The organism is Pseudomonas sp. LBUM1664, assembly GCF_059695895.1.
In genome coordinates this window covers 1,464,569-1,487,947 of record NZ_CP166791.1, presented here as the reverse complement: position 1 = coordinate 1,487,947, position 23,379 = coordinate 1,464,569, and the positions used below count along the sequence as shown (strand labels likewise).

The following is a 23,379-nucleotide window of genomic DNA, read 5'->3' as shown; positions in this document are numbered from 1 at the left end:
GCTGATACCCGTCCATGGCGAGCGGCGTGCTTCTTGATGCCCGTCATTTTCCTGCAACAATTGCCATCATTTTGCCTGTTCTTGATTAAAGATCGTCGGACAATGGCCGACTCCAAATGATTAAGAAAGATTCTCCCGAGCGCTGCTCAGGCTGCTGCCCTGAACGCTTGGGCCGACATTCGCGCCTTCAAGGACGCGAGCTCCCATCCGCGATGGTTCGATGACAGCGATCATCGAGCCAACCAGTTCAGGCATATGGCGCACAATGACCTCAAAAAAAACAGCCACTGCAGTATCCGATCTGACCCTGAGCCCGGCCGCCAATGGCCCTCAAGCCCCGAAACCATCGAGCAACTCGCGACCCCTGTCGACTCAGCAATATCTGTATTTCACCGAAACCAACACCGACCGTATCCTCGACAACCTCGACGGCCTGCGCGACAGCGTGTTCCCGCGCCCGCCGCACTTGGTGGACGATGAAAGCGAACGAGACCAGCAGGAGTTTCCGTCGGTGTGCCTGATTGGCCTGGGGCGCTGCGGCTCCAACATCGCCCTGGACGTGGCGGAACTGGTGTACAACGCCCGCAAGTTCTACCTCAACGAGTTCAATGCCGAGGACAAAAACTACGGCGACAAGGGCTACAGCCCTGCGCAATGGATCCGCAATAACCTGCGCCTGGGCACCAACAAGGCCAGCAAACCGGTGTTCCTGGTGGAACCGCTGGTGATGCTCGGCGACTTGGACAAGGACATCGCCGGGCGCATCCGTTTCTCGCGCAAGGGCGAGAAAAGTGGCTTTTTGCGCGACTACAGCAAAATGAAAATCATGGACTTGTCGGAAGTCCACGCCGGTGGCGCCGGTAACGCGCCAATCCTGGGCCAGTACCTGGCCAAGATCATCCTGAACAAGGACACCCAGCGCTTCTCCAGCCCCGACTGGAAAATGATCCACTCGTACCTGATCGACAGCTGCGGCATCAAGGCCAACCAGTCACGCCTGTACTTCTCTATCTTCAGTGCCGGCGGCGGTACCGGTTCGGGCATGGCCTCGGAATTCGGCCTGGCCCAGCAGTACTCGTACATGAACAAGACATTCGACACCAAGCCGATGGACGAACACGACAGCAAGAGCGGTCACTCCTTCGTCTTCGAGCCGATCTTCACCAGCGGCATCTGCGTGCTGCCGAACATTTCCGATCACCGCAGCGAAATGTCCGAAGCGCTGCACATCAACGCCGGCCGCCTGCTGTGTAAATACTTGTCGGAAGAATGGGATTTCTCGTACAACTTCGCCAACGAAGACAGCAGCGAAGCCAGCGTCATGGGCCGTATCCGCCCCTGGAACGCAATGATGCTGATCTCCAACGACATCATGCGCTACGCCGAAGAAAGCGATGACGGCAACATCCAGAACATTGATGTCAATGCCATGGAAAAGCACGCCAACCAGTACATCTCCCAACAGATTTTCAACATCCTGACGGCCCAGGCCGTGACCACCGACTACGACCAGAACTATTTCCGTCGTGCCGGCATCGACATTGGCGAAACCATTCGCCTGGACGCCAACGACCTGTTCATGAGCCTGGCCGGCCCGGTAGCAATTGCCTACGCCGAGTCCGTGGTCCCGGAAACCCCGGCGCCCAGTGGCGACAAATTCAAGGTGTTCGAGAAAGAGCCGCCGCGCCTGAACATCGACGACCTGTTCTTCCGCTCCATCGACCTGCCGCACTTCAACAAAGTCACCCAGGCCATCGAAGGCATCAGCCTGCTGCCTATTGAATCCAAGCGCTATCGGGCCTCGCTGGAGCAGTACAAGAATTCCGGCTACGACGCCGCCGCGCTGCATGACCTGCACTTCTTCAAGAACTGCTCGTCGGTGGTGTCCATCGTCTCCCTGCCCAAGGACTACAAACTGTCCTACATGGACCTGAACCGGCTCAAGACCCACCTCAACAGCCTGTTCCCCAACACCACCCTCAAGCGTTACGCGCTGGTGATCGGCGCCTCGGCCAACCTGTCGCTGACCACCCTGATCGCCAAGAGCCCGTGCCTGTCGGATGACTTCCTGACCCTGATCGTGGCCTTTATCAAACGCTGCTTTGCGCGCACCCCGTACCGTTTCGACGACACCCTGGACAACTCGATCCTGGACTTCATCATCAATGAAGACTTCGACGAAGAACGGATCGACGACCTGCTCAACGAGTTCGAAAACCCGGCAAAAATCCTCGACACCAACTGGTATGCGATCAAGCCGATGTATGAGAAGAAGTACCGCGAGCTGATCAGCGACAAAGACAAGTTCGTCTCGATCAACGACATCCGCCTGTCACGCGACTGCGTGAAGAAGGCCATCAAGTACCTGCGCGAGATCTACCGTCACCGCATTGGCAAGACCAAGGTTATTTCTTTGAATAACCATACTGGCAAGACTTATTGAGGCAGGCGCAGCACCGCGTCGCCCCTAATAGCGAGCAGGCTCGCTCCCACATTTGATCGGGTTTTCCTGAAGAAACCCGGTCCACTGTGGGAGCGAACCTGCTCGCGATGGCGGTATCGAATACACCACAAAACAACATCCAGAAACAATTAAGCAGCCCCAAGGCTGCCCCATAAACTGTTCCCGTTACGTATACGTCACCCTACCTTGTGGCGTTTCACCACGGCAGGATGCCATCACGCTACTCACCTACACACTTTCGGCCGGCAAAAAAACACGAACCAACTTGGTGCTCGAATTAATTGGACGCCCTTTCCTGGACCATAATCCACGGAGAAACCACCACCGCCCAAAGCAGCGGATCACGCTCAAAAAAATCCAGCGCCCGCGTTTCAGACAGCTTGGTGACCTGGTCGGCGGCCAGCCACGCGGCCACTTTGTCACCTTCGTCCTGGGCGACGGCCTCGGCAGCGGCAATCAAATCCAGTGCCGGGTCGACCCACAATAGGGCACCCTTGGCGAAGAACGGCTCCAGCTCTTTCCAGGTGATGGATGCGGTTTCACCAAGCAGTTTGGCATAGAGGGTGCTAGGTTCTTGATTCATGGGACCTGTCCGGAAAAGAAAATCGGCGCGAATAATAACGTCGGTGGTCTGGCAGAAAAACCCAGTAGCAATTGAAGTACCGATTGAAAAGCGCAGGAAAGCCAAGGATTGCCGATATCACCGGACAACCTCCGCCGCCATTCTGACTTTTTCTTTCAATAAAGCGACACCCTCAGGTTTTGCCCCCAAGCGCCAGCTTCCCTTGCCAACAATCGGCGCTCTACACTGTACCGGTACAGTTGCCGGGGGCATTTTCCGCGAGGATATCCAAGATATCTGACCCGGTTCTGCTGCTACGGCGCCAGGACTATAAAAATTACAACAGCATGAGTGGAGCACTATGACTAAGGCTACTAAGCAGATTTCCAAACTGTTTGCCGCTATGGTTCTGGCTGGGGTTGCCAGCCATTCGTTCGCCGCCGACACCATCAAGATCGGCATCGCCGGCCCCAAGACCGGCCCTGTAGCCCAATACGGCGACATGCAGTTCAGCGGCGCCAAAATGGCCATTGAGCAAATCAACGCCAAGGGCGGCGTCGACGGCAAAAAGCTTGAAGCCGTTGAATACGATGACGCCTGTGATCCAAAACAAGCGGTCGCGGTCGCGAACAAGGTCGTCAACGACGGCGTCAAGTTCGTGGTCGGCCACCTGTGCTCCAGCTCCACCCAACCGGCTTCGGACATCTATGAAGACGAAGGCGTGGTCATGATCACTCCGGCTGCTACCAGCCCGGACATCACCGCTCGCGGCTACAAAATGATCTTCCGCACCATCGGCCTGGACAGCGCCCAAGGCCCTGCGGCCGGCAACTACATCGCCGACCACGTCAAGCCGAAAACCGTTGCGGTCCTGCACGACAAGCAGCAATACGGTGAAGGCATCGCCAGCGCCGTGAAGAAAACCCTCGAAGCCAAAGGCGTGAAAGTGGCCGTGTTCGAAGGCGTGAATGCCGGCGACAAGGACTTCTCCTCGATCATCGCCAAGCTCAAGCAGGCCAACGTCGACTTCGTCTACTACGGCGGCTACCACCCGGAACTGGGTCTGATCCTGCGTCAATCCCAGGAAAAAGGCCTGAAAGCCAAGTTCATGGGTCCGGAAGGCGTGGGTAACGACTCGATCTCCCAGATTGCCAAGGATGCTTCCGAAGGCCTGCTGGTGACCCTGCCGAAATCCTTCGACCAGGATCCGGCCAACATCGCCCTGGCTGACGCGTTCAAAGCCAAGAAAGAAGACCCGAGCGGTCCGTTCGTGTTCCCGTCCTACTCCGCTGTGGAAGTGATCGCCGAAGGCATCAAGGCCGCCAAGAGCGAAGACGCGGCCAAAGTGGCCGAAGCCATTCACGCCGGCACCTTCAAGACGCCGACCGGTGACCTGAGCTTCGACAAGAATGGCGACCTGAAAGACTTCAAGTTCGTGGTTTACGAATGGCATTTCGGCAAACCTAAAACCGAAGCTTCGCCTCAGTAAGGCCTGGCCTGACTGACTGCCAATAAAGCCCACGGCGTGCCGTGGGCTTTGTTTTAAATGTATTGGGCCGCGCTGGCGTGATCCGCCAGTCTCCCCACCTGAAAATCTCAAAACCGTCATCAGCGGTTCGCTGGCAAACCTGGTGTTCGAAGTGGATGCAGATCCACGGGGCCCAGGCGGGAAAATGACTCCACCAGTGAAATGCGTATCAGGTTTTTAGGAGCGCTGTAATGCCTGACCTCTATCACTTCTTCCAGCAGCTGGTTAACGGCCTGACCGTTGGCAGCACGTATGCCCTGATCGCCATCGGCTATACGATGGTTTACGGCATCATTGGAATGATCAACTTCGCCCACGGCGAGGTGTACATGATCGGCTCCTACGTGGCGTTCATCGCCATCGCCGGGCTGAGCATGATGGGACTCGACAGTGTCCCGCTATTGATGACCGCAGCGTTCATCGCGAGCATCGTGGTCACCAGTTCGTATGGCTACAGCATCGAACGGATCGCCTACCGCCCCCTGCGCGGCAGCAACCGTCTGATCCCGCTGATTTCGGCCATCGGTATGTCGATTTTCCTGCAAAACACGGTACTGCTTTCGCAAGACTCCAAGGACAAATCCATTCCCAACCTGATCCCGGGCAACTTTTCCATCGGGCCAGGCGGGGCACATGAAGTGATGATTTCCTACATGCAAATCGTGGTGTTCGTGGTGACCCTGGTCGCCATGCTCGGCCTCACACTGTTCATCTCTCGTTCCCGCCTGGGTCGCGCCTGCCGTGCCTGCGCCGAAGACATCAAGATGGCCAACCTGCTGGGCATCAACACCAACAACATCATCGCCCTGACCTTCGTCATCGGTGCGGCCCTGGCGGCCATCGCCGCGGTGCTGTTGAGCATGCAATACGGCGTGATCAACCCCAACGCCGGTTTCCTCGTGGGCCTCAAAGCCTTCACCGCCGCGGTATTGGGCGGCATCGGCAGCATCCCCGGAGCCATGCTCGGCGGGCTGGTGCTGGGCGTAGCGGAAGCCTTTGGCGCCGACATCTTCGGCGACCAGTACAAGGACGTCGTGGCATTCGGCTTGTTGGTTCTGGTTCTGTTATTCCGGCCGACCGGCATCCTGGGCCGCCCGGAGGTTGAGAAAGTATGACTAGGCATCTCAAATCGGCGCTCTTCAGCGCCCTGCTGGTCTGGGCCGTGGCCTATCCGGTACTCGGTCTTAAACTGACCATCGTCGGCATCAACCTCGAAGTGCACGGCACCAGCCCCGCCACCCTGGCGGCCATCGCCGTGTGTTCGGTACTGATGTTCCTGCGCGTGCTGTTCAGCACGCAGATCAGCGCAGTCTGGAAAGCTTCGCCCGGCCTGCCAGTGATCCCGGCCAAGGCCAGCAACTTCCTGACCCTGCCGACCACCCAGCGCTGGATCGTGCTGGCCCTGATCGTCGTGGCACTGGTGTGGCCGTTCTTCGGTTCTCGCGGTGCGGTGGACATCGCCACGCTGATCCTGATCTACGTGATGCTGGGCCTTGGCCTGAACATCGTGGTGGGCCTGGCCGGTCTGCTGGACCTGGGTTACGTCGGCTTCTACGCCGTCGGTGCCTACAGCTACGCGCTGCTGTCCCATTACTTCGGCCTGAGCTTCTGGATCTGCCTGCCGATCGCCGGGATGATGGCTGCAACCTTCGGCTTCCTGCTGGGCTTCCCGGTGCTGCGTTTGCGCGGCGACTACCTGGCAATCGTGACCCTGGGCTTTGGCGAAATCATCCGTTTGTTCCTGCGCAACCTGACCGACATCACCGGCGGCCCGAACGGCATCAGCAACATCGAGAAACCGACGTTCTTCGGCCTGACCTTCGAACGTAAAGCCGCTGAAGGCCTGCAGACCTTCCACGAGTACTTCGGCCTGGAATACAACTCGATCAACAAGGTGATTTTCCTCTACCTGGTTGCGCTGTTGCTGGCCCTGGCTGCGCTGTTCGTCATCAACCGCCTGCTGCGCATGCCTATTGGCCGCGCGTGGGAAGCACTGCGTGAGGACGAAATCGCCTGCCGTGCGCTGGGTCTCAATCCAACCATCATCAAGCTGTCGGCCTTCACCCTCGGTGCCGCGTTCGCTGGTTTTGCCGGCAGTTTCTTCGCTGCCCGTCAGGGTCTGGTAACGCCGGAATCGTTCACCTTCATCGAGTCGGCGATCATCCTTGCCATCGTGGTGCTGGGCGGGATGGGCTCGCAACTGGGTGTGATCCTGGCGGCGATCGTGATGATCCTGCTGCCGGAAATGATGCGTGAGTTCAGTGAATACCGCATGTTGATGTTCGGCGCCCTGATGGTGCTGATGATGATCTGGCGTCCTCAAGGTCTGCTGCCGATGCAACGCCCCGAACTTAAACTAAGAGCGGAGCTGCGCAAATGAGCCGCGAGATTCTCAAGGTTGAAAATTTAAGCATGCGCTTCGGCGGCTTGCTGGCGGTCAACGGCGTGGCCCTGACCGTAAAAGAGAAACAGGTGGTTGCATTGATCGGGCCGAACGGCGCGGGCAAGACCACCGTGTTCAACTGCCTGACCGGTTTCTATCAGCCCACTGGCGGCACCATCCTGCTGGACGGCGAGCCGATCCAGGGGCTGGCCGGCCATCACATCGCCCGCAAGGGTGTGGTGCGTACCTTCCAGAACGTGCGGCTGTTCAAGGACATGACGGCGGTCGAGAACCTGTTGATCGCCCAGCATCGTCACCTGAACACCAACTTCTTTGCCGGCCTGTTCAAGACCCCGGCGTTTCGCAAGAGCGAACGCGAGGCCATGGAGTACGCCGAGTACTGGCTGGAAAAGGTCAACCTCAAGGAGTTTGCCAACCGTACCGCCGGGACCCTGGCCTATGGTCAGCAGCGACGCCTGGAAATCGCCCGCTGCATGATGACCCGTCCACGGATCCTCATGCTCGACGAACCGGCCGCCGGCTTGAACCCGAAGGAAACCGAAGACCTGAAAGCCCTGATTGGCATGCTGCGTGAGGAGCACAACGTGACCGTGCTGCTGATCGAGCACGACATGAAACTGGTCATGAGCATTTCCGACCACATCGTCGTGATCAACCAGGGCACTCCCCTGGCCGACGGCTCGCCGGAACAGATCCGCGACAATCCTGAAGTGATCAAAGCCTACCTGGGGGAAGCGTAAATGCTGCAGTTCGAAAACGTTTCCACCTTCTACGGCAAGATCCAGGCCCTGCACAGCGTCAACGTCGAAGTCCGCCAGGGCGAAATCGTGACGCTGATCGGTGCCAACGGCGCCGGCAAATCCACCCTGCTGATGACCCTCTGCGGTTCGCCCCAGGCCCACAGCGGCAGCATCCGCTACATGGGTGAGGAACTGGTGGGGCAGGACTCGTCGCACATCATGCGCAAGAGCATCGCGGTGGTGCCGGAAGGCCGTCGGGTATTTGCCCGGCTGACCGTGGAGGAAAACCTCGCCATGGGCGGATTTTTCACCGACAAGGGCGACTATCAGGAACAGATGGATAAGGTGCTGCACCTTTTCCCACGCCTGAAGGAACGCTTTACCCAGCGCGGCGGCACCATGTCCGGCGGCGAACAGCAAATGCTTGCCATCGGCCGCGCGCTGATGAGCAAGCCCAAGCTGCTGCTGCTCGACGAGCCTTCCCTGGGCCTGGCGCCGATCATCATCCAGCAGATCTTCGACATCATCGAACAGCTGCGCAAGGATGGCGTGACGGTGTTCCTGGTGGAGCAGAACGCCAACCAGGCGCTGAAAATCGCTGACCGGGCGTACGTGCTGGAGAACGGTCGCGTGGTGATGCAAGGCACCGGTGAAGCGCTGCTGACCGATCCGAAAGTGCGCGAGGCGTATCTGGGCGGTTGAGTCTGTTGCAGTGAAAAAGAAACGGCCTTTGGGCCGTTTTTTTTGCCCTGATTTCAAGCGAACACATTTTGTGGCGAGGGAGCTTGCTCCCGCTCGGTTGCGCAGCGACCGTAAAGAAGTCGAGGGCCGCTACGCAGCCCAGCGGGAGCAAGCTCCCTCGCCACGGGTTTCGGTGTTGGTTATTGCTGGAGGCGATCCAGCGCCTCGCCGCTGCGCTTGAACCACGCGATCAAATAGTCAGCCAGCACCTGGGTGCGCTTGGGCAGGCCGCCCTGATACGGATGCACCAGGTACATCGGCATGCGACGGGTCTGGTAATCGCGCAGCAACCAGCGCAGGCGTCCGTCGGCCAATTCCTCGTTCAGCAAGTAAGACGGCAGTCGGGCGATTCCGGCGCCGGCCAATGCCGCTTTTTTCAACAGGCTGTAGTGGTTGCTGGCGAACGGCCCTGACACCCGGACCCGCAGCAGTTCATGTTGCTGGTGATAAAGCCATTCTTCCCGGCCGCTGTAATGGCTGTTGAGCAGGCAACGGTGCTCGGCCAGGGCCTGAGGGGTTTCAGGTGCGCCATAGCGTTCAAGGTAGGCCGGGCTGGCGCAGGTCATTTCGTGCCAGGCCAGCAGCGGCCGGGCCACCAATCGCTCATCGATGGCGGCGTCGGAGCGGATCGCCAGGTCGAAGCCATCGCGGGTCAGATCGCGGTAGCCGTTGTTGAGCTCCAGTTCGATCTGCACGTCGGGGTAAGTGCGCGCGAACTCCGTCAGCAGACCTTCAAAGAAGGTTTCACCCAACGATACCGGCACCGTCATACGCACCGGCCCGCAAATGTCGTCCTTCAACCGAGCCAACGCCTGACGCGCCCTTTCCACCTGCACCAGCAACGCCTGGGCCTGGGGCAACAACGCCGCCCCGGCCGTCGTAAGGCTCAGGCGCCGCGTGGTGCGTTGCAGCAACACCACGCCAAACCGGCTCTCCAACAGGCTGATGCGCTTGGACAACTGGCCCTTGCTGCACCCCAACTGCTGGGCCGCCAGGGTAAAACTGCCGGCCTCCATCAATACGGCAAACGCCGCCAGATCATCCATCTCACTCACTGGATTGTTTCCAAATGAAAACCAAAGGTTTCCTATTAGCACAATTATCAATGCAAAGAACCTCTCTAGACTGAAAACTCATTCACCCATTGAGGAACAGCCAATGAAAATCCTGTTGATCGGCGCCAACGGCACCGTCGGTTCGGCTATTGATAACGAACTGTCGCCCCGCCACGAAATCGTTCGGATCGGCCGCCACAGCGGTGAGTTGCAGGTGGATATCAGCGACAGCGCCTCGATCCGCGCCCTGTTCGAAAAGACCGGACGCTTCGATGCCCTGATCTGCGCGGCAGGCAATGTCACCTTTGCACCCCTGGGTGACATGACAGAAGAAAGCTTCGCCCTGGGCCTGAAAGACAAGCTGATGGGCCAGGTCAACCTGCTGCTGATCGGTCGTGAATTCGCCAACGACGGGGCGTCCTTCACCTTCACCACCGGCGTGCTCAGCCACGACCCGATCAAGAGTGGCGCGTCGGCAGCCCTGGTCAACGGGGCGCTGGACAGTTTCGTGCGCGCGGCGGCAATCGAGTTGCCACGGGGCCTGCGGGTCAACTCGGTGAGCCCGAACGTACTGCTGGAGGCCATGGACAAGTACGCCCCGTACTTCCGTGGTTTCAAACCGGTGCCGGCTGCCGATGTTGCATTGGCCTACGCCAAGAGCGTCGAAGGCCTGCAAACCGGTCAGACCTTTCACGTCGGTTAAACACCGTTTCGCTGCGTACTCTCCCTGTAGGAGCTGCCGAAGGCTGCGATCTTTTGATTTTGATCTTTCGCTCGCGACTCAATTGTCCGGGGCAAGATCGCAGCCTCGTTGCACTCGACAGCTCCTACGGGTTGTGGTGTGGGATCAGTCTGAGTAACGTGGCGGCACCTGTCTGGAGACTCAATGATGCGTGCCGCCCGCTCCCTGCTATTTATCGCCCTCCTGCCGCTCTTCGCCGGCTGCCAATTGCTCGACGCCCCGCGTCAGAGCGCTTCCCACGTCGGCCAGACGCGCATGCAGGGCGAGCTCACGGCGGCCGATGGCAAGCTGGTGTTCCAGCCGTGCCAGGAACAGCGCCGTTACATCGTCAACGACACCGGTGGTACCAGCGTGTTGCAGCAAGCCGCCACCCTGGCCGATGACCAGGGCAAGCTGTTTGCCGATGTCCGGGGCCGTATCGTCTCCAGCACAACGGCCGGTACCGATAGCCAATTGGACCTGGAACAGCTGTATCGCATGGAGCGCTCCGGCGCCGCGTGTAATGACAGTAATTTCAAACTGCTGGTTTTGCGCGCCGCCGGTCATGGCCCCGAGTGGAACCTCAAGGCCAGCGGCAAGGGCCTGGCGCTCGAACGCGAGGGCCAGCCGCCGCTGGCGGTGCCTTACGTTGAAGAGCAACTGGGCGACGGCCGCTTCAACCTCAGCACCGAAGCCAACGGCCAGGAGGTCGAGCTCTGGCTCGCCCCCCAGCGCTGCGTCGACACCGTTACCGGCAGCGTGCAGCACATGAGCGCCGAGCTGCGGGTCAATGGCCAGGTCCAGCGTGGCTGCGCTTACTTCGGTGGCGGGCGCAACGACTGATTCGACGTTTTTTGGCTTATAATCGCCGGTTCACGCCCTGGCGCAGTTGTGCGCCCCGCGAACCGGATCCCGTCATGTTACGAATCACCGAACTCAAGCTGCCGATCGACCATCCCGAAGAAGATCTGCGCCCTGCCATCGTGCAGCGCCTGGGCATCGCCAGCGATGACCTGCTCGACTTCACCTTGTTCAAGCGCAGCTACGACGCACGCAAAAAAACCTTTGAACTGTGTTTCATCTACACCGTCGACCTGACGGTGCGCGATGAAGCCAGCCTGCTGCGCAAGTTCGCCGATGACCGTAACGTCAACCAAGCACCGGATGTCAGCTACAAAGTGGTTGGCCAGGCGCCGGCTGACCTGGGCGAGCGGCCGATCGTGGTCGGCTTCGGCCCGTGCGGGATCTTCGCCGCGATGTTGCTGGCGCAGATGGGCTTCAAGCCAATCGTCCTTGAGCGCGGCCCGGAAGTGCGCCAGCGCACCAAGGACACCTGGGGCCTGTGGCGCAAAAGCGTGCTCAACCCCGAATCCAACGTGCAATTCGGCGAAGGCGGTGCAGGGACGTTTTCCGATGGCAAGCTCTACAGCCAGATCAAGGACCCGAAATTCCTTGGCCGCAAGGTGCTGCACGAGTTCGTCAAGGCCGGCGCGCCGGAAGAAATCCTCTACGTCAGCAAGCCACACATCGGTACGTTCCGTCTGACAGGCGTAGTGGAAAACATGCGTGAGCAGATTCGCGCGCTGGGCGGGGAAGTACGCTTCCAGCAGCGGGTCACGGATGTCCTGATAGAGGACGGCCAGCTGGTCGGCGTCGAGCTGGCCGGCGGCGAACGCATTCATTCGAAACATGTGATCCTGGCCCTGGGCCACAGCGCCCGGGACACATTCCGCATGCTCCACAGCCGCGGCGTGTACATGGAGGCCAAACCGTTCTCGGTGGGGTTTCGCATTGAACACCCGCAGTCACTGATCGACAGCGCACGGCTGGGCAAGTACGCCGGTCACCCGAAACTCGGCGCAGCCGACTACAAACTGGTGCACCACGCCAAGAATGGTCGCTCGGTGTACAGCTTCTGCATGTGCCCGGGCGGTACCGTAGTGGCGGCCACCTCCGAACCGAACCGCGTCGTGACCAACGGCATGAGCCAGTACTCGCGCAACGAGCGCAACGCTAACTCCGGCATCGTCGTCGGCATTACCCCGGAAGTGGATTACCCGGGCGGCCCACTGGCGGGGATCGAGCTGCAGGAGCGTCTGGAATCCCACGCCTTCGTGCTTGGCGGCAGTAACTACGAAGCCCCGGCGCAACTGGTCGGCGATTTCATCGCCGGCAAGCCGTCTACGGCATTGGGCAGCGTCGAACCGTCCTACAAGCCAGGGGTTTCGCTGGGCGACCTGGCCCTGGCCCTGCCGGACTTTGCCATCGAAGCCATCCGCGAAGCCCTGCCGGCGTTCGAGAAACAGATTCGTGGCTATTCGCTGCACGACGCCGTGCTCACCGGCATCGAAACCCGCACCTCGTCGCCGCTGCGCATTACCCGCAACGAATCGCTGCAGAGCCTGAACGTGAAGGGCCTCTTCCCGGCAGGCGAAGGTGCCGGTTACGCGGGCGGGATTCTGTCGGCGGGCGTGGACGGGATCCGGATTGCCGAGGCAGTGGCACGGGATATCCTCGGCCTCGAAGCCTGACACGCCCTCCAATGTGGGAGCAGGCTTGCTCCCACATTGGCCCCGGTGCTTCAAGTTTTCAGATATTGGCCCGCAGAACACTTTCCGGCAGCGCCTCACCGCGCTCGACACTCGCCGCTACGGCGTCCATCAGCCCACTCAACTCATACCCTTGGCCCTTGAGCCACGCCGGATCGTAATAGGTCGTGGCATAGCGCTCTCCGCCATCACACAAAATCGCCACGATCGACCCCGACTCCCCCGCTTCTACCATCTGCCGGGCCGCCATGAGTGCGCCGATCAGGTTGGTACCGCTGGAGCCGCCGACCCGTCGCCCCAAGCGCTGAGCCAGGTAGTGCATGGCCGCCAGCGACAAGGCGTCCGGCACCTTGACCATCGCGTCGATGACCTTGGGTAAAAACGATGCCTCGACCCGGGGCCGGCCGATGCCTTCGATTCGCGAACCGCAATCCAGGCGCAGGCTCGCATCGCCGCTGCGGTAGTAGTCGAAGAACACCGAACGCTCGGCATCGGCGCACAACACGCGGGTGCCGTGCTGGCGATAGCGTACGTAACGCCCCAGGGTGGCGGTGGTGCCGCCAGTGCCGGGGCTGGAAATCAACCAGCTTGGCTCCGGATGCCGCTCGAAGCGCATCTGCTGGAAGATCGACTCGGCAATGTTGTTATTGGCCCGCCAGTCCGTGGCGCGCTCGGCGTAGGTGAACTGGTCGATGAAATGCCCGTCATGCTCACGGGCCAGGCGTTCGGATTCGGCGTAGATCTGCGTAGGATCGTCCACCAGATGGCTCTGGCCACCGTAGAAGGCGATCTGTGCGATTTTTTCCCTGGAAGTGGTCGCCGGCATCACTGCAATAAATGGCAGGCCCAACAACCTTGCAAAGTAAGCCTCGGAAATCGCCGTCGAGCCGCTGGAGGCCTCGATCACCGGTGCACCGGGCTTGAGCCAGCCGTTACACAATGCGTAAAGGAACAGCGAGCGAGCCAGTCGATGCTTGAGGCTGCCGGTGGGGTGGCTGGACTCATCCTTGAAGTACAGCTCAATCCCCGACAAGCCCGGCAGTGGCAACGGAATCAGGTGGGTATCGGCGCTGCGCTGGAAGTCAGCCTCGATGATGCGGATCGCTTCACGCGCCCACTGGCGGTGGTCGTTCATGGTGTTTTCTCACTGGATCGGTTCGACGCGGGGGAAACCTGGCGGTCATGCAGGCACGACCTGGTATCGGAAAAGCCAGGCACAAGCTTAGGAAAAAACCGACATCGCGCACAGGTACAGCTAAGGTCCAATATGCCTGGTAACTGCCTGACCGCGCAGCGAAGGCGTTGTAACGTCATATAACAAAAAAGAATATAACTTTTGTTTTAACAACTAACAGTACGGGTTAGGGTGTGCCATCTTTTTGATTCGATGAATGGAGAGCGATCTTGCCTCTACGTAATTCTTTGACATGTTTTTTTCAGCTGGAAGCGGCCAGTGGCCTACTGCTGATCGCCGCCGCTGTGCTGGCGCTGGTCATCAATAACTCGTCGCTCTCCTGGCTGTACAACGGTTTGCTGGACACACCGGTGGTGGCCCAGGTCGGGGCGCTGAAAATCGCCAAGCCCTTGCTGTTGTGGATCAACGACGGCCTGATGGCGATGTTCTTTCTACTCATCGGCCTCGAAGTCAAACGTGAGGTGCTCGACGGGCAGTTGTCGAAACCCTCGCAAATCGTCTTGCCGGGTGCGGCAGCGATTGGCGGCATGGTGGTGCCGGCACTGGTCTACTGGTTCCTCAACCGCGACAATCCACCGGCCCTCGCCGGCTGGGCGATTCCGACGGCCACCGACATCGCGTTCGCCCTCGGCGTACTGGCCTTGCTGGGCAAGCGGGTGCCGGTGTCGCTCAAGCTGTTCCTGATGACCCTGGCAATCATCGACGACCTGGGCGCCATTATCATCATTGCCATCTTCTACTCTGGCGCCCTGTCCACCTTGTCATTGATGCTCGCAGCGGCCTGCATCGCCGTGCTGGTGGCCATGAACCGGATGGGTGTGGTCAAGCTCGGGCCCTACATGGTGGTCGGCCTGATTCTCTGGGTCTGTGTGCTCAAGAGCGGCGTCCATGCCACCCTGGCCGGGGTGACCCTGGCGTTCTGCATTCCACTGCGTACGAAAAACGCCGAAAGCTCGCCGCTGCTGACCCTGGAACATGCCCTGCATCCCTGGGTGGCCTACGGCATCCTGCCGCTGTTCGCGTTCGCCAATGCCGGCCTGTCCCTGAGCGGTGTCACCGTCGAGAGCTTCACCCATCCCGTACCGATGGGGATCGCGATCGGCCTGTTGCTGGGCAAGACCGTCGGCGTATTCGGCCTGACCTGGCTGGCCGTGAAAATCGGCATCGCCAGCCTGCCCGCTGGCGCCAATTGGGGTCAGGTACTGGGGGTGGCGATCCTGTGTGGCATCGGTTTCACCATGAGCCTGTTCGTCGGCTCCCTGGCCTTCGAGCCCGGCGTCAGCGACTACGCCGGCATGGACCGGATGGGAATTCTCACGGGTTCGATACTCGCAGCGCTGTTGGGCTACGCAGTGACAGCGGCAGCCAGTCGCAAGCGTGCTGCTTTGCCTTCCTGATTGCTGCCTGCAAGAAAGATCGCTACATCCCCGGGGTGCAGCGATCTTTCTTTAAATCGCTCTGCGCCCTCAATATCCGACCCTACAGGTATTGAGGAAAACGGAACGACCACATCAAGAAACCTCCTACACCCTAGCCATCTGTCCCTGCGTTAGCGTCTGTCCTGAATTTACTGGACGAGAATCGCTACTTCGTGACACGCACAAAAGACATTCCCAAGCTCCGAAACCCGCCTGGCGGTGACGGGCATCACGTCACCTATCGGGACATGACGCCCAGCGAACTGGCCGAGCGCGAAGCCCGGCAGCAGGCTCATGAAGCCACGCTCGCCCGGCAGGCAGCCTATGAAAAGGAGCGCTGGGCCACGGTCGATAAAAAGCCGCTGTCCGTGACCGGGAGTGTGTTCGCCAAAAGCTGCAAACTGCCCAACGCCATCATCGATTACAACAACCCCAACGGCTACGTACCGGCAGAGTTGGTCAAGCAGTACGGCGACCTGGTATGGCTTGGCGGCAGAAGCCTAGATGAGTCGGGGACGGTTCCCCTCAAGCGGATAGGCGCCAGTGCGATACCCGTCGCAGTGGGCGGACTCGCCCTAGGCGGTGCCGCGCTTGAGACGACCGGGGCCGCCGTCGGCAGCACGGTCGCTGCTGGCCTGTTGACCGGCCTGGTGGCACTGTTCTGGCCCTCCAGCCTGGGCGACAGTGCCCTCTACTCCGAAGAGCAATTGCGCAACCTGAAACAGGCCCGCAGCCGCATGCGCCTGAGCGTCGAGCAACAGGCCGACGGCAGCCTCAAGGGTTATGGTTTCTACACCGGCCAGAACCGCGACTGGGAAATGGTCGACGTCGTCCACCTCACCCCTCGCGCCGACCACTACATCGCCGACCTGGGCGACGGCATCGAACTGATCTGGACCCCGGCTACCAACCCATCCGACACCCTCGGCATCCCCGCCCTGGAAGCCGCGCCCCAGGCACCGCACATCTGGATCTACCCGCCGACGACTGTGGCCGACAGCATCATTGTCGACCCGATTTATCCGCCGCAGTACAAGGATTTCATTCTGGTGTTTCCGGCGGATTCAGGGGTTCGGCCGGTTTATGTGGTTCTGAGTTCCGGGGGATCATAAGTACCACAAGCCTCCGTCGCTGCTTCCAGCCTTTCCAGAGGCTAAGACTGCTCCATCCAAAACGTTCGTACGTGGCGGTGGCATTAAACGTCGACGATGGAAGGATCCCGCTGGGAGAATCTATGAATGGGACTCACAACACGGTGCTATCGAGCTATATACAAAACAAGGGAAACATCTTGGCGAATACAACCCAATAACTGGCGAACAAACTAAACCCGCCGACCCGACAAGGAAGGTAGAAAAATGAAGCCCATCGTTGAAATTTTTGACATGACGACCGAAGAATTATTACAGACTGTAGAAGTCCCCAGCGCTTATATGGACCAGTTGACCGCGCTTATGGGCTGGACAACACCTGAAGACTTTTGCTTTGTCTACGACCTGTTACCACAGCAGATAAAAACAATAGAAGAGTGGACCCATACGACCTTGAATGGTGATAACCGCATCATTCAAATCGTCTGCCTCGACTAAATAGGGATAGTCTCGTCATTTAGCCGACGGCCCCTCATCTGATCTACTATTAAACTCAGATAAACGACCAAAAAAAACCCCAACCAGTCACCTGATCGGGGTTCTCTTCTACCCATTCCCGCTTAGTGGGCTACGCGGCTCGTACCATCCACGGTGGCGATGCGAACCCGCTCGCCCACACGGAACACTTCGTTTTCCTGAACCTCTTGCACGTAGGCGCGCATGCTGCCGTCGTCTTCGCGCACGGTGATTTCCACGCCCTGGGTGCGGGTCAGGCCTTCTTCGGTGGCGGAGCCGATCAGGCCGCCGGCCACGGCGCCGATCACAGCGGCGACGACGCTGCCACGGCCACCACCGATGGCGCTGCCGCCTACACCACCCACCACCGCACCGGCCACACCGCCGATTGGGGTCTTGGTGCCTTCGATCTTGACCGGACGCAGGGCTTCGATGGTCCCCATGCGAATCGTCTGCACGCGACGCGCTTCGTCACGGGAGTAGGAATCACCGGTCAGGCTCGACTGACAGCCGGTTAGCAACATCGCCATCGTGGAAAAGGAAGCAACCAGCAAAACAGACTTACGCATAGCATCAACTCCAAAAGACAGGTATTCATTAAACTCCCCAGCTTGACGCCTGTCACGGCCTCGCCGGGATTAAATTGGTTTCATGTGGGATACAGTCGCGCTCGAAAAATTCATCTCAACAGTAGCGCCAATTTCCGATATCCGCGTCACGACCCAAGGATTTTCCATGGATTATTTCATCATAGCCGCGACCACCGTGGCCGGTTTGTACTTCCACTGGTGGCTGTACGCGCGCATCAAACGTTGGGTGGACCGCGACTTGGCGCTGTCATTGGCGGGGCAGGACGAGCAGAAAAAAAGCTACATGCTGCAACAATTGATCTGCGCCCGGGAGCAAGGCATCAAGCGCCGAGACCTGCCGCAATGGCTCCAGGCCGCTGCGGCAGGTTATCCCGACGCTAAGGCGCCAGACGTTCGCGAGTCCAGTCCGCCCCTTGCAGACGGTAATTGAGGCGATCATGCAGACGGCTCGGGCGACCCTGCCAGAATTCAATTCGCTCGGGCAGCAGACGATAGCCGCCCCAGTGCTCAGGACAATGAGGTTGGCTGTCGCTGAAGCGTTGCTCGGTAGCCTTGAGCAAGTCTTCCAGCTCACCGCGACCCGCAATAACCCGGCTCTGGGGTGAAGCCCAGGCGCCAAGGCGGCTGCCCAGCGGCCGCACTTGGTAATAGGCGTCCGACTCCTGCGCCGTCACCTTCACCACTTTGCCCTCGATGCGCACTTGGCGCTCCAGGGTCGGCCAGAAAAACGTCATGGCGGCGAACGGATTCGCTACCAGTTGCTGACCCTTGGCGCTGTCGTAGTTGGTGAAGAACGTGAAGCCCTGGGCATCCAGTCCCTTGAGCAACAGGATCCGGCAATGAGGGCGCCCGTCTGCATCTACCGTCGCCAGGGTCATGGCGTTGGCCTCCACCGGGGCCTGTTCGGTTTTCACCGCATCGGCGAACCATTGGTGGAATAGCGCGAACGGCTCGGCCGGGGCTTGCGCCTCGGTCAGGCCATCGCGGGTGTAGTCGCGGCGCATATCTGCCAGCGCTTGGGTCATGGCGCGTTCCTTGTGGTTAGCCCATCACTGCTTGGAGGTATCGGTAGCCGCGACTTTCTTGTCATCGGTAACGGCATTGGCCGGCTTGGATTTCGCCGCCGCAGTGGCTTTCTTGGCCGGGGCTTTCTTCGCAGGAGCCTTCGCAGGCGCCTTCGCTGCAGCTTTTTTGGCCGGGGCTTTTTTGACAGCAGGGGTCGTTGCTTTTTTAGCCGCAGGCGCTGAAGCCGGGGTCACAGGCTTCACGTCCTGGGCCGCCACCAGTGTCACCGGTGCCGGGGCCGGCATGTTGTATTTGCTCAGCAGCGCAACCATGGTGTTTTGCGGCGTGACCAGCAATTCCACACGACGGTTCAAGGCGCGACCTTCAACGCTGTCGTTGGCTGCACGAGGTGCCACCGCGCCCATACCGCGCAGCATCAGGCGATCACGTTGCAAGCCGCTGAGACGGAAAATCGCCGCCACGGACTGGGCACGTTCCTGGCTGAGTTTCAGGTTGGCCGGTGCAGCGCCCGAGGTGTCGGCGTGGCCGAGAATCAGAACGGCGGTTTTCGGGTCGGCTTCAAGCACTTTCGCCACGCGAGTGAACGGGCCGAGGGTCACTGGCAGCAGCATCGCAGGACGGTCCGGGTTGAAGGAACTGTCTACCGGCGCGGTGACCACCAGTACGTTGTCGCGGCGTTCCAGTTCGAGTTTGCTGTCCTTGATGGCCGTGCGCAATTTCGGCTCGTAGTCGTCAAGCCACGCCTGGGTGACTTTCGGGTCAGGCATCGGCACTACCTTGGCGGTTTCCTGTTCCTTGCCGCCGAACGGCCACCACCATTTGCCGTTGCTTTCGGCTTCGGCCTTGGCAACGGTAGCCGGTGTCTTGGCTTCAGGCTTAGCCTCAGCTTTTTTGGCGACGTCCGAAGCGGCATCGTCCGAAGAGAACGGCCACCACCAGTGAGTGGCGCTTTCGGCCTTGGCTTGCGGCGCGACGGCAGCCGGTTTCAGGGGAGCCGCTGGCGCCGCTTCTTTGGCCGCCACGTTGTTGGAAGAGCCGAACGGCCACCAGCCACTGCCGCCCTCGGCATCATTTTGTGGAGTTTGAGCGCAACCGGTGATAGCGAAGCACAGCGCCAGAGCGAGGGTTTTATTCGATGACATTGGATATCCACAAAATGATGTAAATGAAAAAACAAAGGCCAGGTTCAGGCCGCATAAACAGACGCTTGGAAACTGAAGAGGGCGCTAGGTTCCTGTGCCTGGCGCCTTCGATGACGTTTTATAGACAAGTGGCAAGCACCTTCACGAGGTTCTGCGCGCGCGGGTCCATCAAAACGTAAGGCCCGAGTGTGTTGGTCACGAAGCCAAACGCCACGTCATGCTCCGGGTCAGCAAAACCGATGGAGCCCCCTGCCCCCGGATGGCCGAATGCCCGTGGGCCGAGGCCGTAGGTCGCGTTCGGTACATCCGGCTGGTCGAGCATGCAACCCAGGCCGAAACGGGTCTGGGTCAATAAAGTCTTGTCCTCGCCGATGCTGTGCTGGCGAGTCAGCTCGTCGAGCATTTCGCTTTCCAGCAGGCTGCCGTCCAGCAGACCGGCGTAGAACCCGGCGAGGCTGCGCGCATTGCCGTGGCCGTTGGCCGCCGGCTGTTGCATGCGCCGCCACTCTGGTTTGTTGGTGCTGGTCATGATCGACGGCGGGTTGGTGAAGGCCCGGGTGGTCATGGCCGTAGGTTCGCGCATCGTCACTTGCAGCAGACGCTGGGCCGCTGCGTCGCCCACATTGCCTTTGCCGCGGGCGATGTGGGCCACGCGATAAAATTCCTCATCGTCCAGGCCGACATGGAAATCCAGGCCCAACGGCTTGGCAACCCGCGCCACGATGGACTCTCCTGGCCCACGACCGTCGGCCCTGCGCAGCAGCTCGCCAATCAGCCAGCCGTAGGTCATCGCGGCGTAACCATGGCCCTCGCCTGGCGTCCACCAAGGTGTTTCTGCGGCCAGGGCATCGACCATGGTTTGCCAGTTGTACAGCGCTTCGGGCGGAAGCAGTTCACGCAACGCCGGCAGACCGGCCTGATGGCAGAGCAATTGACGCAGGGTAATGGATTGCTTGTCGGCTGCGGCAAACTCAGGCCAGTAGCGGGCTACCGGAGCGTCCAATTGCAGTTTGCCTTCGGCCACCAGTTGCAGGGCAGTGACGGCGGCGAACGTCTTGGTGCAGGAGAACAGATTGGCGATGGTGTCGCTGTGCCAGGCTTCACTGCCATCCTTGTCGGCAGTGCCGGCCCACACATCGATCACGGTCCGGCCACCGACTTGGATGCACAACGCTGCGCCGCGCTCCTGAGGATCATCGAACAGCGCCGCGAACGCTTCACGCACCGCCTCGAATTGAAGCTCGTAATGGCCTTGAACTTGCACCCGCAACTCCTTTGAAACAAAGACTTTTTGAAGTGGCTTGTATTGTTTCAGCCATTAGGGCTTTTGGGAACCGCCACAAGACGGCTGGCTAGACTCGGCCCTTGTGGCGAGGGGATTTATCCCCTCGCCACAGAAAAGCTCCTCAATCACAAATCACGAGAGCCTAGGAAATCTCCCGCCGAAACGGTGGCAACGCGTTGAGAATCGCCTTGCCATAGCGCTGGGTCACCAGCCGGCGGTCGAGCAAGGTGATGGTGCCGCGGTCTTCTTCGGTACGCAGCAACCGACCGCAGGCCTGGACCAGTTTCAGCGAGGCATCCGGCACGGAGATTTCCATGAAGGGGTTGCCGCCGCGGGCTTCGATCCACTCGGCCAGCGCGGCTTCCACCGGGTCGTCCGGGACCGAGAACGGGATCTTGGCGATCACCACATGCTCACAATAGGCACCGGGCAAGTCGACGCCTTCGGCAAAACTCGCCAGGCCGAACAGCACGCTGGAATCGCCGCCATCGACCCGGGCCTTGTGCTTGTTCAGGGTTTCCTGTTTCGACAGGTTGCCCTGGATGAACACCTGCTTGCGCCAGTCGCGGTCCAGGCCATCGAACACGTCCTGCATCTGTTTGCGCGAGGAAAACAGCACCAGGGTGCCCCGCGATCCTTCTACCAGTTCGGGCAGGTCGCGGATGATCGCCGCAGTGTGGGCGGCGGCGTCCCGTGGATCGGCCTTGAGGTCCGGCACCCGCAGCACGCCGGCGTCGGCGTGATGGAATGGGCTCGGGACCACGGCGGTCACGGCTTTTTTCGGCAGGCCGGCGCGCATGCGGAAGCGGTCGAACGTGCCCAGGGCGGTCAGCGTGGCGGACGTCACCAGCGCGCCGTAGGCCACGTTCCACAAGTTGCGACGCAGCATTTCCGCCGCCAGGATCGGGCTGGCATTGACCTCGATGTCAAACAGCGAACCGCTTTCGGCCAGGGTCAGCCACCGCGCCATCGGCGGGTTGTCTTCCGGGTCTTCGGCGGTAAATGCCGTCCACAGTTCCCAGTTGCCCTGGGAGCGCGACAACAAGCTGCCAAACAGCGGGTACCACTCCTCGGCCTGGTTGCTGGCGATACCGATATTGACCTCACCATCCATGCCTTCCTTGAGCAGGTCGGTCAGGCGGGTAAACAGGTCGGTCAGGCGCGCGAAACCTTTCTTGAGCTCGACACCCATTTCACGCATGTGCTCAGGGATCATCCCGCCGACAAAACGATGGCGTGGCCGCTCGCGGCCTTCAACGTCTTCGCTGGGCTTGAAGTCGGCCACCTGTTCACAAGCGGTGAACATGAACTGCTGGTTCGTCTTGATCTCCCGCGCCAGCTCAGGCACCTGCTCGATGAACTTGCCCAGATCACCCGGCAACGGATGTTGGGCCAACAGTTTGGTGAGGTTCTTGGCGGTGGTTTCCAACCAGTCGGCGGTGGAGCGCAGACGGGTGTAATGGGCGAAATGGCCGATGGCCTTGTCCGGCAAGTGATGGCCTTCGTCGAACACGTAGATCGTGTCTCGCGGGTCCGGCAGCACCGCACCACCGCCCAGGGCCAGGTCGGCCAGGACCATGTCGTGGTTGGTGACGATCACGTCGACCTTACCCATGCCTTCGCGGGCCTTGTAGAAGGCGCACTGGCCGAAGTTCGGGCAATGGCGGTTGGTGCACTGGCTGTGATCGGTGGTCAGGCGGGACCAGTCGGCGTCTTCCAGGGCCGTGGACCAGCTGTCGCGGTCGCCGTCCCACTTATTGCCGGCCAGCTTCTCGATCATGCTGGTGAACAGCTTCTGGCTGGCCTCATCGACTTCGATCTTGAAGCCTTCTTCTTCGAACAGCTGGGCCGTGGCGGTCTGCGCCTGGCCTTCCTGGAGCAACATGTCGAGCTTGGACAGGCACATGTAGCGCCCACGGCCCTTGGCCAGGGCGAAGGTAAAACTCAGCCCGCTGTTACGCATCAGGTCGGGCAGGTCCTTGTAGACGATCTGCTCCTGCAGGGCGACCGTGGCCGTGGCAATCACCAGGCGTTTGCCGGCAGCCTTGGCGGTGGGGATCGCCGCCAGGCTGTAGGCCACGGTCTTGCCCGTACCGGTGCCGGCCTCCACCGCCACGATGGCGGGCTCGCCACTGCGCCGGCCTTCGTCGTCGGTGTCGATGTCACCCAGGACTTTTGCCACTTCGGCAATCATCAGGCGCTGGCCATATCGCGGCTTGAGGCTCTTGGCTTCGAGAAAACGCGAATAGGCGCCCTGGATCGTGGTTTTGAGTTCGGTGCTGATCATGAATGGTCGGGCGCTAAAAACGCTGGATAAATTTTCAGTGGTTCGGATCGGCGGCTATCATACCC

General features: G+C 60.2%; 20 protein-coding genes and 1 pseudogene. 13 read left to right on the top strand and 8 right to left on the bottom strand.

The genetic code is table 11. The features are described from left to right. The first annotated feature begins 265 nt into the window (after window positions 1-265). On the top strand, window positions 266-2,443 hold the full coding sequence (locus tag ACA047_RS07040; protein WP_497357904.1) for a hypothetical protein: 2,178 nt from the start codon (window positions 266-268) through the stop codon (window positions 2,441-2,443). 298 nt (window positions 2,444-2,741) lie between these two features. On the opposite strand, the gene ACA047_RS07035 is transcribed toward ACA047_RS07040, so the two are convergent. After that, window positions 2,742-3,047, bottom strand: coding sequence for a DUF2288 domain-containing protein (locus ACA047_RS07035; protein ID WP_497357902.1), 306 nt, complete (start codon window positions 3,045-3,047; stop codon window positions 2,742-2,744). A gap of 340 nt (window positions 3,048-3,387) precedes the next feature. Between ACA047_RS07035 and ACA047_RS07030 the strand changes: the two genes are divergently transcribed. The 5 genes from ACA047_RS07030 (at window position 3,388) to ACA047_RS07010 (ending at window position 8,400) form a co-directional block, all read left to right on the top strand. Next, window positions 3,388-4,515 (top strand): branched-chain amino acid ABC transporter substrate-binding protein, encoded by a 1,128-nt coding sequence (locus ACA047_RS07030; protein ID WP_497357900.1) that lies wholly within the window; start codon window positions 3,388-3,390, stop codon window positions 4,513-4,515. A 230-nt stretch (window positions 4,516-4,745) separates the two neighbouring features. Continuing rightward, window positions 4,746-5,669, top strand: a complete 924-nt coding sequence (livH, locus tag ACA047_RS07025; protein ID WP_497357898.1) for a high-affinity branched-chain amino acid ABC transporter permease LivH — start codon at window positions 4,746-4,748, stop codon at window positions 5,667-5,669. Then, the gene (locus tag ACA047_RS07020) at window positions 5,666-6,934 is read left to right on the top strand and encodes a high-affinity branched-chain amino acid ABC transporter permease LivM (RefSeq protein WP_497357896.1); all 1,269 of its coding nucleotides are present in this window, start codon (window positions 5,666-5,668) and stop codon (window positions 6,932-6,934) included. Before livH ends, ACA047_RS07020 begins: the two co-directional genes overlap by 4 nt. Next, complete coding sequence (livG, locus tag ACA047_RS07015) at window positions 6,931-7,698, top strand: high-affinity branched-chain amino acid ABC transporter ATP-binding protein LivG (RefSeq protein ID WP_497357894.1); 768 nt, start codon at window positions 6,931-6,933, stop codon at window positions 7,696-7,698. The genes ACA047_RS07020 and livG overlap by 4 nt, the downstream gene beginning before the upstream one ends. Next, complete coding sequence (locus tag ACA047_RS07010; RefSeq protein ID WP_063322663.1) at window positions 7,699-8,400, top strand: ABC transporter ATP-binding protein; 702 nt, start codon at window positions 7,699-7,701, stop codon at window positions 8,398-8,400. A 179-nt stretch (window positions 8,401-8,579) separates the two neighbouring features. Here the strand turns inward: ACA047_RS07010 and ACA047_RS07005 are convergent, their stop codons facing one another. Further along, window positions 8,580-9,494, bottom strand: a complete 915-nt coding sequence (locus tag ACA047_RS07005) for a LysR family transcriptional regulator (protein WP_497357892.1) — start codon at window positions 9,492-9,494, stop codon at window positions 8,580-8,582. Window positions 9,495-9,597: 103 nt separating this feature from the next. Here ACA047_RS07005 and ACA047_RS07000 point away from each other — a divergent pair, with 103 nt between their 5' ends. The 3 genes from ACA047_RS07000 (at window position 9,598) to ACA047_RS06990 (ending at window position 12,746) form a co-directional block, all read left to right on the top strand. Next, a complete protein-coding gene (locus ACA047_RS07000) occupies window positions 9,598-10,197 on the top strand; it encodes a short chain dehydrogenase (protein ID WP_497357890.1) in 600 nt (199 codons plus the stop codon). A gap of 186 nt (window positions 10,198-10,383) precedes the next feature. After that, window positions 10,384-11,058: a COG3650 family protein gene (locus tag ACA047_RS06995; RefSeq protein ID WP_497360252.1), complete on the top strand. Its 675-nt coding sequence runs from the start codon at window positions 10,384-10,386 to the stop codon at window positions 11,056-11,058. A gap of 74 nt (window positions 11,059-11,132) precedes the next feature. Next, window positions 11,133-12,746 carry an NAD(P)/FAD-dependent oxidoreductase gene (locus tag ACA047_RS06990; RefSeq protein ID WP_497357888.1) on the top strand — a complete coding sequence of 538 codons (1,614 nt, stop codon included), beginning with the start codon at window positions 11,133-11,135 and terminating at the stop codon, window positions 12,744-12,746. A 58-nt stretch (window positions 12,747-12,804) separates the two neighbouring features. On the opposite strand, the gene ACA047_RS06985 is transcribed toward ACA047_RS06990, so the two are convergent. Continuing rightward, a complete protein-coding gene (locus ACA047_RS06985; protein WP_497357886.1) occupies window positions 12,805-13,899 on the bottom strand; it encodes a PLP-dependent cysteine synthase family protein in 1,095 nt (364 codons plus the stop codon). A 269-nt stretch (window positions 13,900-14,168) separates the two neighbouring features. On the opposite strand from ACA047_RS06985, the gene nhaA reads away from it, so the two are divergent. The 3 genes and pseudogenes from nhaA (at window position 14,169) to ACA047_RS06970 (ending at window position 16,966) form a co-directional block, all read left to right on the top strand. Further along, a complete protein-coding gene (nhaA, locus tag ACA047_RS06980; RefSeq protein ID WP_497357884.1) occupies window positions 14,169-15,356 on the top strand; it encodes a Na+/H+ antiporter NhaA in 1,188 nt (395 codons plus the stop codon). Between the two features lie 194 nt (window positions 15,357-15,550). Next, window positions 15,551-16,739 (top strand): annotated as a pseudogene (locus ACA047_RS06975) (colicin E3/pyocin S6 family cytotoxin). Then, window positions 16,736-16,966, top strand: a complete 231-nt coding sequence (locus ACA047_RS06970) for a DUF7683 domain-containing protein (protein ID WP_497357882.1) — start codon at window positions 16,736-16,738, stop codon at window positions 16,964-16,966. Before ACA047_RS06975 ends, ACA047_RS06970 begins: the two are co-directional and overlap by 4 nt. A gap of 122 nt (window positions 16,967-17,088) precedes the next feature. Here ACA047_RS06970 and ACA047_RS06965 read toward each other — a convergent pair whose 3' ends face one another. After that, window positions 17,089-17,553 (bottom strand): outer membrane lipoprotein, encoded by a 465-nt coding sequence (locus ACA047_RS06965; RefSeq protein ID WP_497357880.1) that lies wholly within the window; start codon window positions 17,551-17,553, stop codon window positions 17,089-17,091. Between the two features lie 166 nt (window positions 17,554-17,719). Between ACA047_RS06965 and ACA047_RS06960 the strand changes: the two genes are divergently transcribed. Further along, window positions 17,720-18,004, top strand: a complete 285-nt coding sequence (locus ACA047_RS06960; protein WP_497357878.1) for a hypothetical protein — start codon at window positions 17,720-17,722, stop codon at window positions 18,002-18,004. On the opposite strand, the gene pdxH is transcribed toward ACA047_RS06960, so the two are convergent. From pdxH to dinG, 4 genes are all read right to left on the bottom strand, one after another. Beyond that, window positions 17,952-18,599: a pyridoxamine 5'-phosphate oxidase gene (gene pdxH / locus ACA047_RS06955; RefSeq protein ID WP_497357876.1), complete on the bottom strand. Its 648-nt coding sequence runs from the start codon at window positions 18,597-18,599 to the stop codon at window positions 17,952-17,954. The genes ACA047_RS06960 and pdxH overlap by 53 nt on opposite strands. 24 nt (window positions 18,600-18,623) lie before the next feature. After that, window positions 18,624-19,742 (bottom strand): OmpA family protein, encoded by a 1,119-nt coding sequence (locus tag ACA047_RS06950; protein WP_497357874.1) that lies wholly within the window; start codon window positions 19,740-19,742, stop codon window positions 18,624-18,626. Between the two features lie 118 nt (window positions 19,743-19,860). Then, entirely contained in the window at window positions 19,861-21,006 is a 1,146-nt protein-coding gene (locus tag ACA047_RS06945; RefSeq protein ID WP_497357872.1) for a serine hydrolase domain-containing protein, read from the bottom strand. 163 nt (window positions 21,007-21,169) lie between these two features. After that, a complete protein-coding gene (dinG, locus tag ACA047_RS06940) occupies window positions 21,170-23,314 on the bottom strand; it encodes an ATP-dependent DNA helicase DinG (protein WP_497357870.1) in 2,145 nt (714 codons plus the stop codon). Between the last annotated feature and the right edge of the window lie 65 nt (window positions 23,315-23,379).

Coding starts and splice junctions, on each gene's coding strand:
- ACA047_RS07040 (WP_497357904.1), top strand. CDS start 266: ATGACCTCAAAAAAAACAGCCACTGCAGTATCCGATCTGACCCTGAGC.
- ACA047_RS07035 (WP_497357902.1), bottom strand. CDS start 3,047: ATGAATCAAGAACCTAGCACCCTCTATGCCAAACTGCTTGGTGAAACC.
- ACA047_RS07030 (WP_497357900.1), top strand. CDS start 3,388: ATGACTAAGGCTACTAAGCAGATTTCCAAACTGTTTGCCGCTATGGTT.
- livH (WP_497357898.1), top strand. CDS start 4,746: ATGCCTGACCTCTATCACTTCTTCCAGCAGCTGGTTAACGGCCTGACC.
- ACA047_RS07020 (WP_497357896.1), top strand. CDS start 5,666: ATGACTAGGCATCTCAAATCGGCGCTCTTCAGCGCCCTGCTGGTCTGG.
- livG (WP_497357894.1), top strand. CDS start 6,931: ATGAGCCGCGAGATTCTCAAGGTTGAAAATTTAAGCATGCGCTTCGGC.
- ACA047_RS07010 (WP_063322663.1), top strand. CDS start 7,699: ATGCTGCAGTTCGAAAACGTTTCCACCTTCTACGGCAAGATCCAGGCC.
- ACA047_RS07000 (WP_497357890.1), top strand. CDS start 9,598: ATGAAAATCCTGTTGATCGGCGCCAACGGCACCGTCGGTTCGGCTATT.
- ACA047_RS06995 (WP_497360252.1), top strand. CDS start 10,384: ATGCGTGCCGCCCGCTCCCTGCTATTTATCGCCCTCCTGCCGCTCTTC.
- ACA047_RS06990 (WP_497357888.1), top strand. CDS start 11,133: ATGTTACGAATCACCGAACTCAAGCTGCCGATCGACCATCCCGAAGAA.
- ACA047_RS06985 (WP_497357886.1), bottom strand. CDS start 13,899: ATGAACGACCACCGCCAGTGGGCGCGTGAAGCGATCCGCATCATCGAG.
- ACA047_RS06970 (WP_497357882.1), top strand. CDS start 16,736: ATGAAGCCCATCGTTGAAATTTTTGACATGACGACCGAAGAATTATTA.
- ACA047_RS06965 (WP_497357880.1), bottom strand. CDS start 17,553: ATGCGTAAGTCTGTTTTGCTGGTTGCTTCCTTTTCCACGATGGCGATG.
- ACA047_RS06960 (WP_497357878.1), top strand. CDS start 17,720: ATGGATTATTTCATCATAGCCGCGACCACCGTGGCCGGTTTGTACTTC.
- pdxH (WP_497357876.1), bottom strand. CDS start 18,599: ATGACCCAAGCGCTGGCAGATATGCGCCGCGACTACACCCGCGATGGC.
- ACA047_RS06950 (WP_497357874.1), bottom strand. CDS start 19,742: ATGTCATCGAATAAAACCCTCGCTCTGGCGCTGTGCTTCGCTATCACC.
- dinG (WP_497357870.1), bottom strand. CDS start 23,314: ATGATCAGCACCGAACTCAAAACCACGATCCAGGGCGCCTATTCGCGT.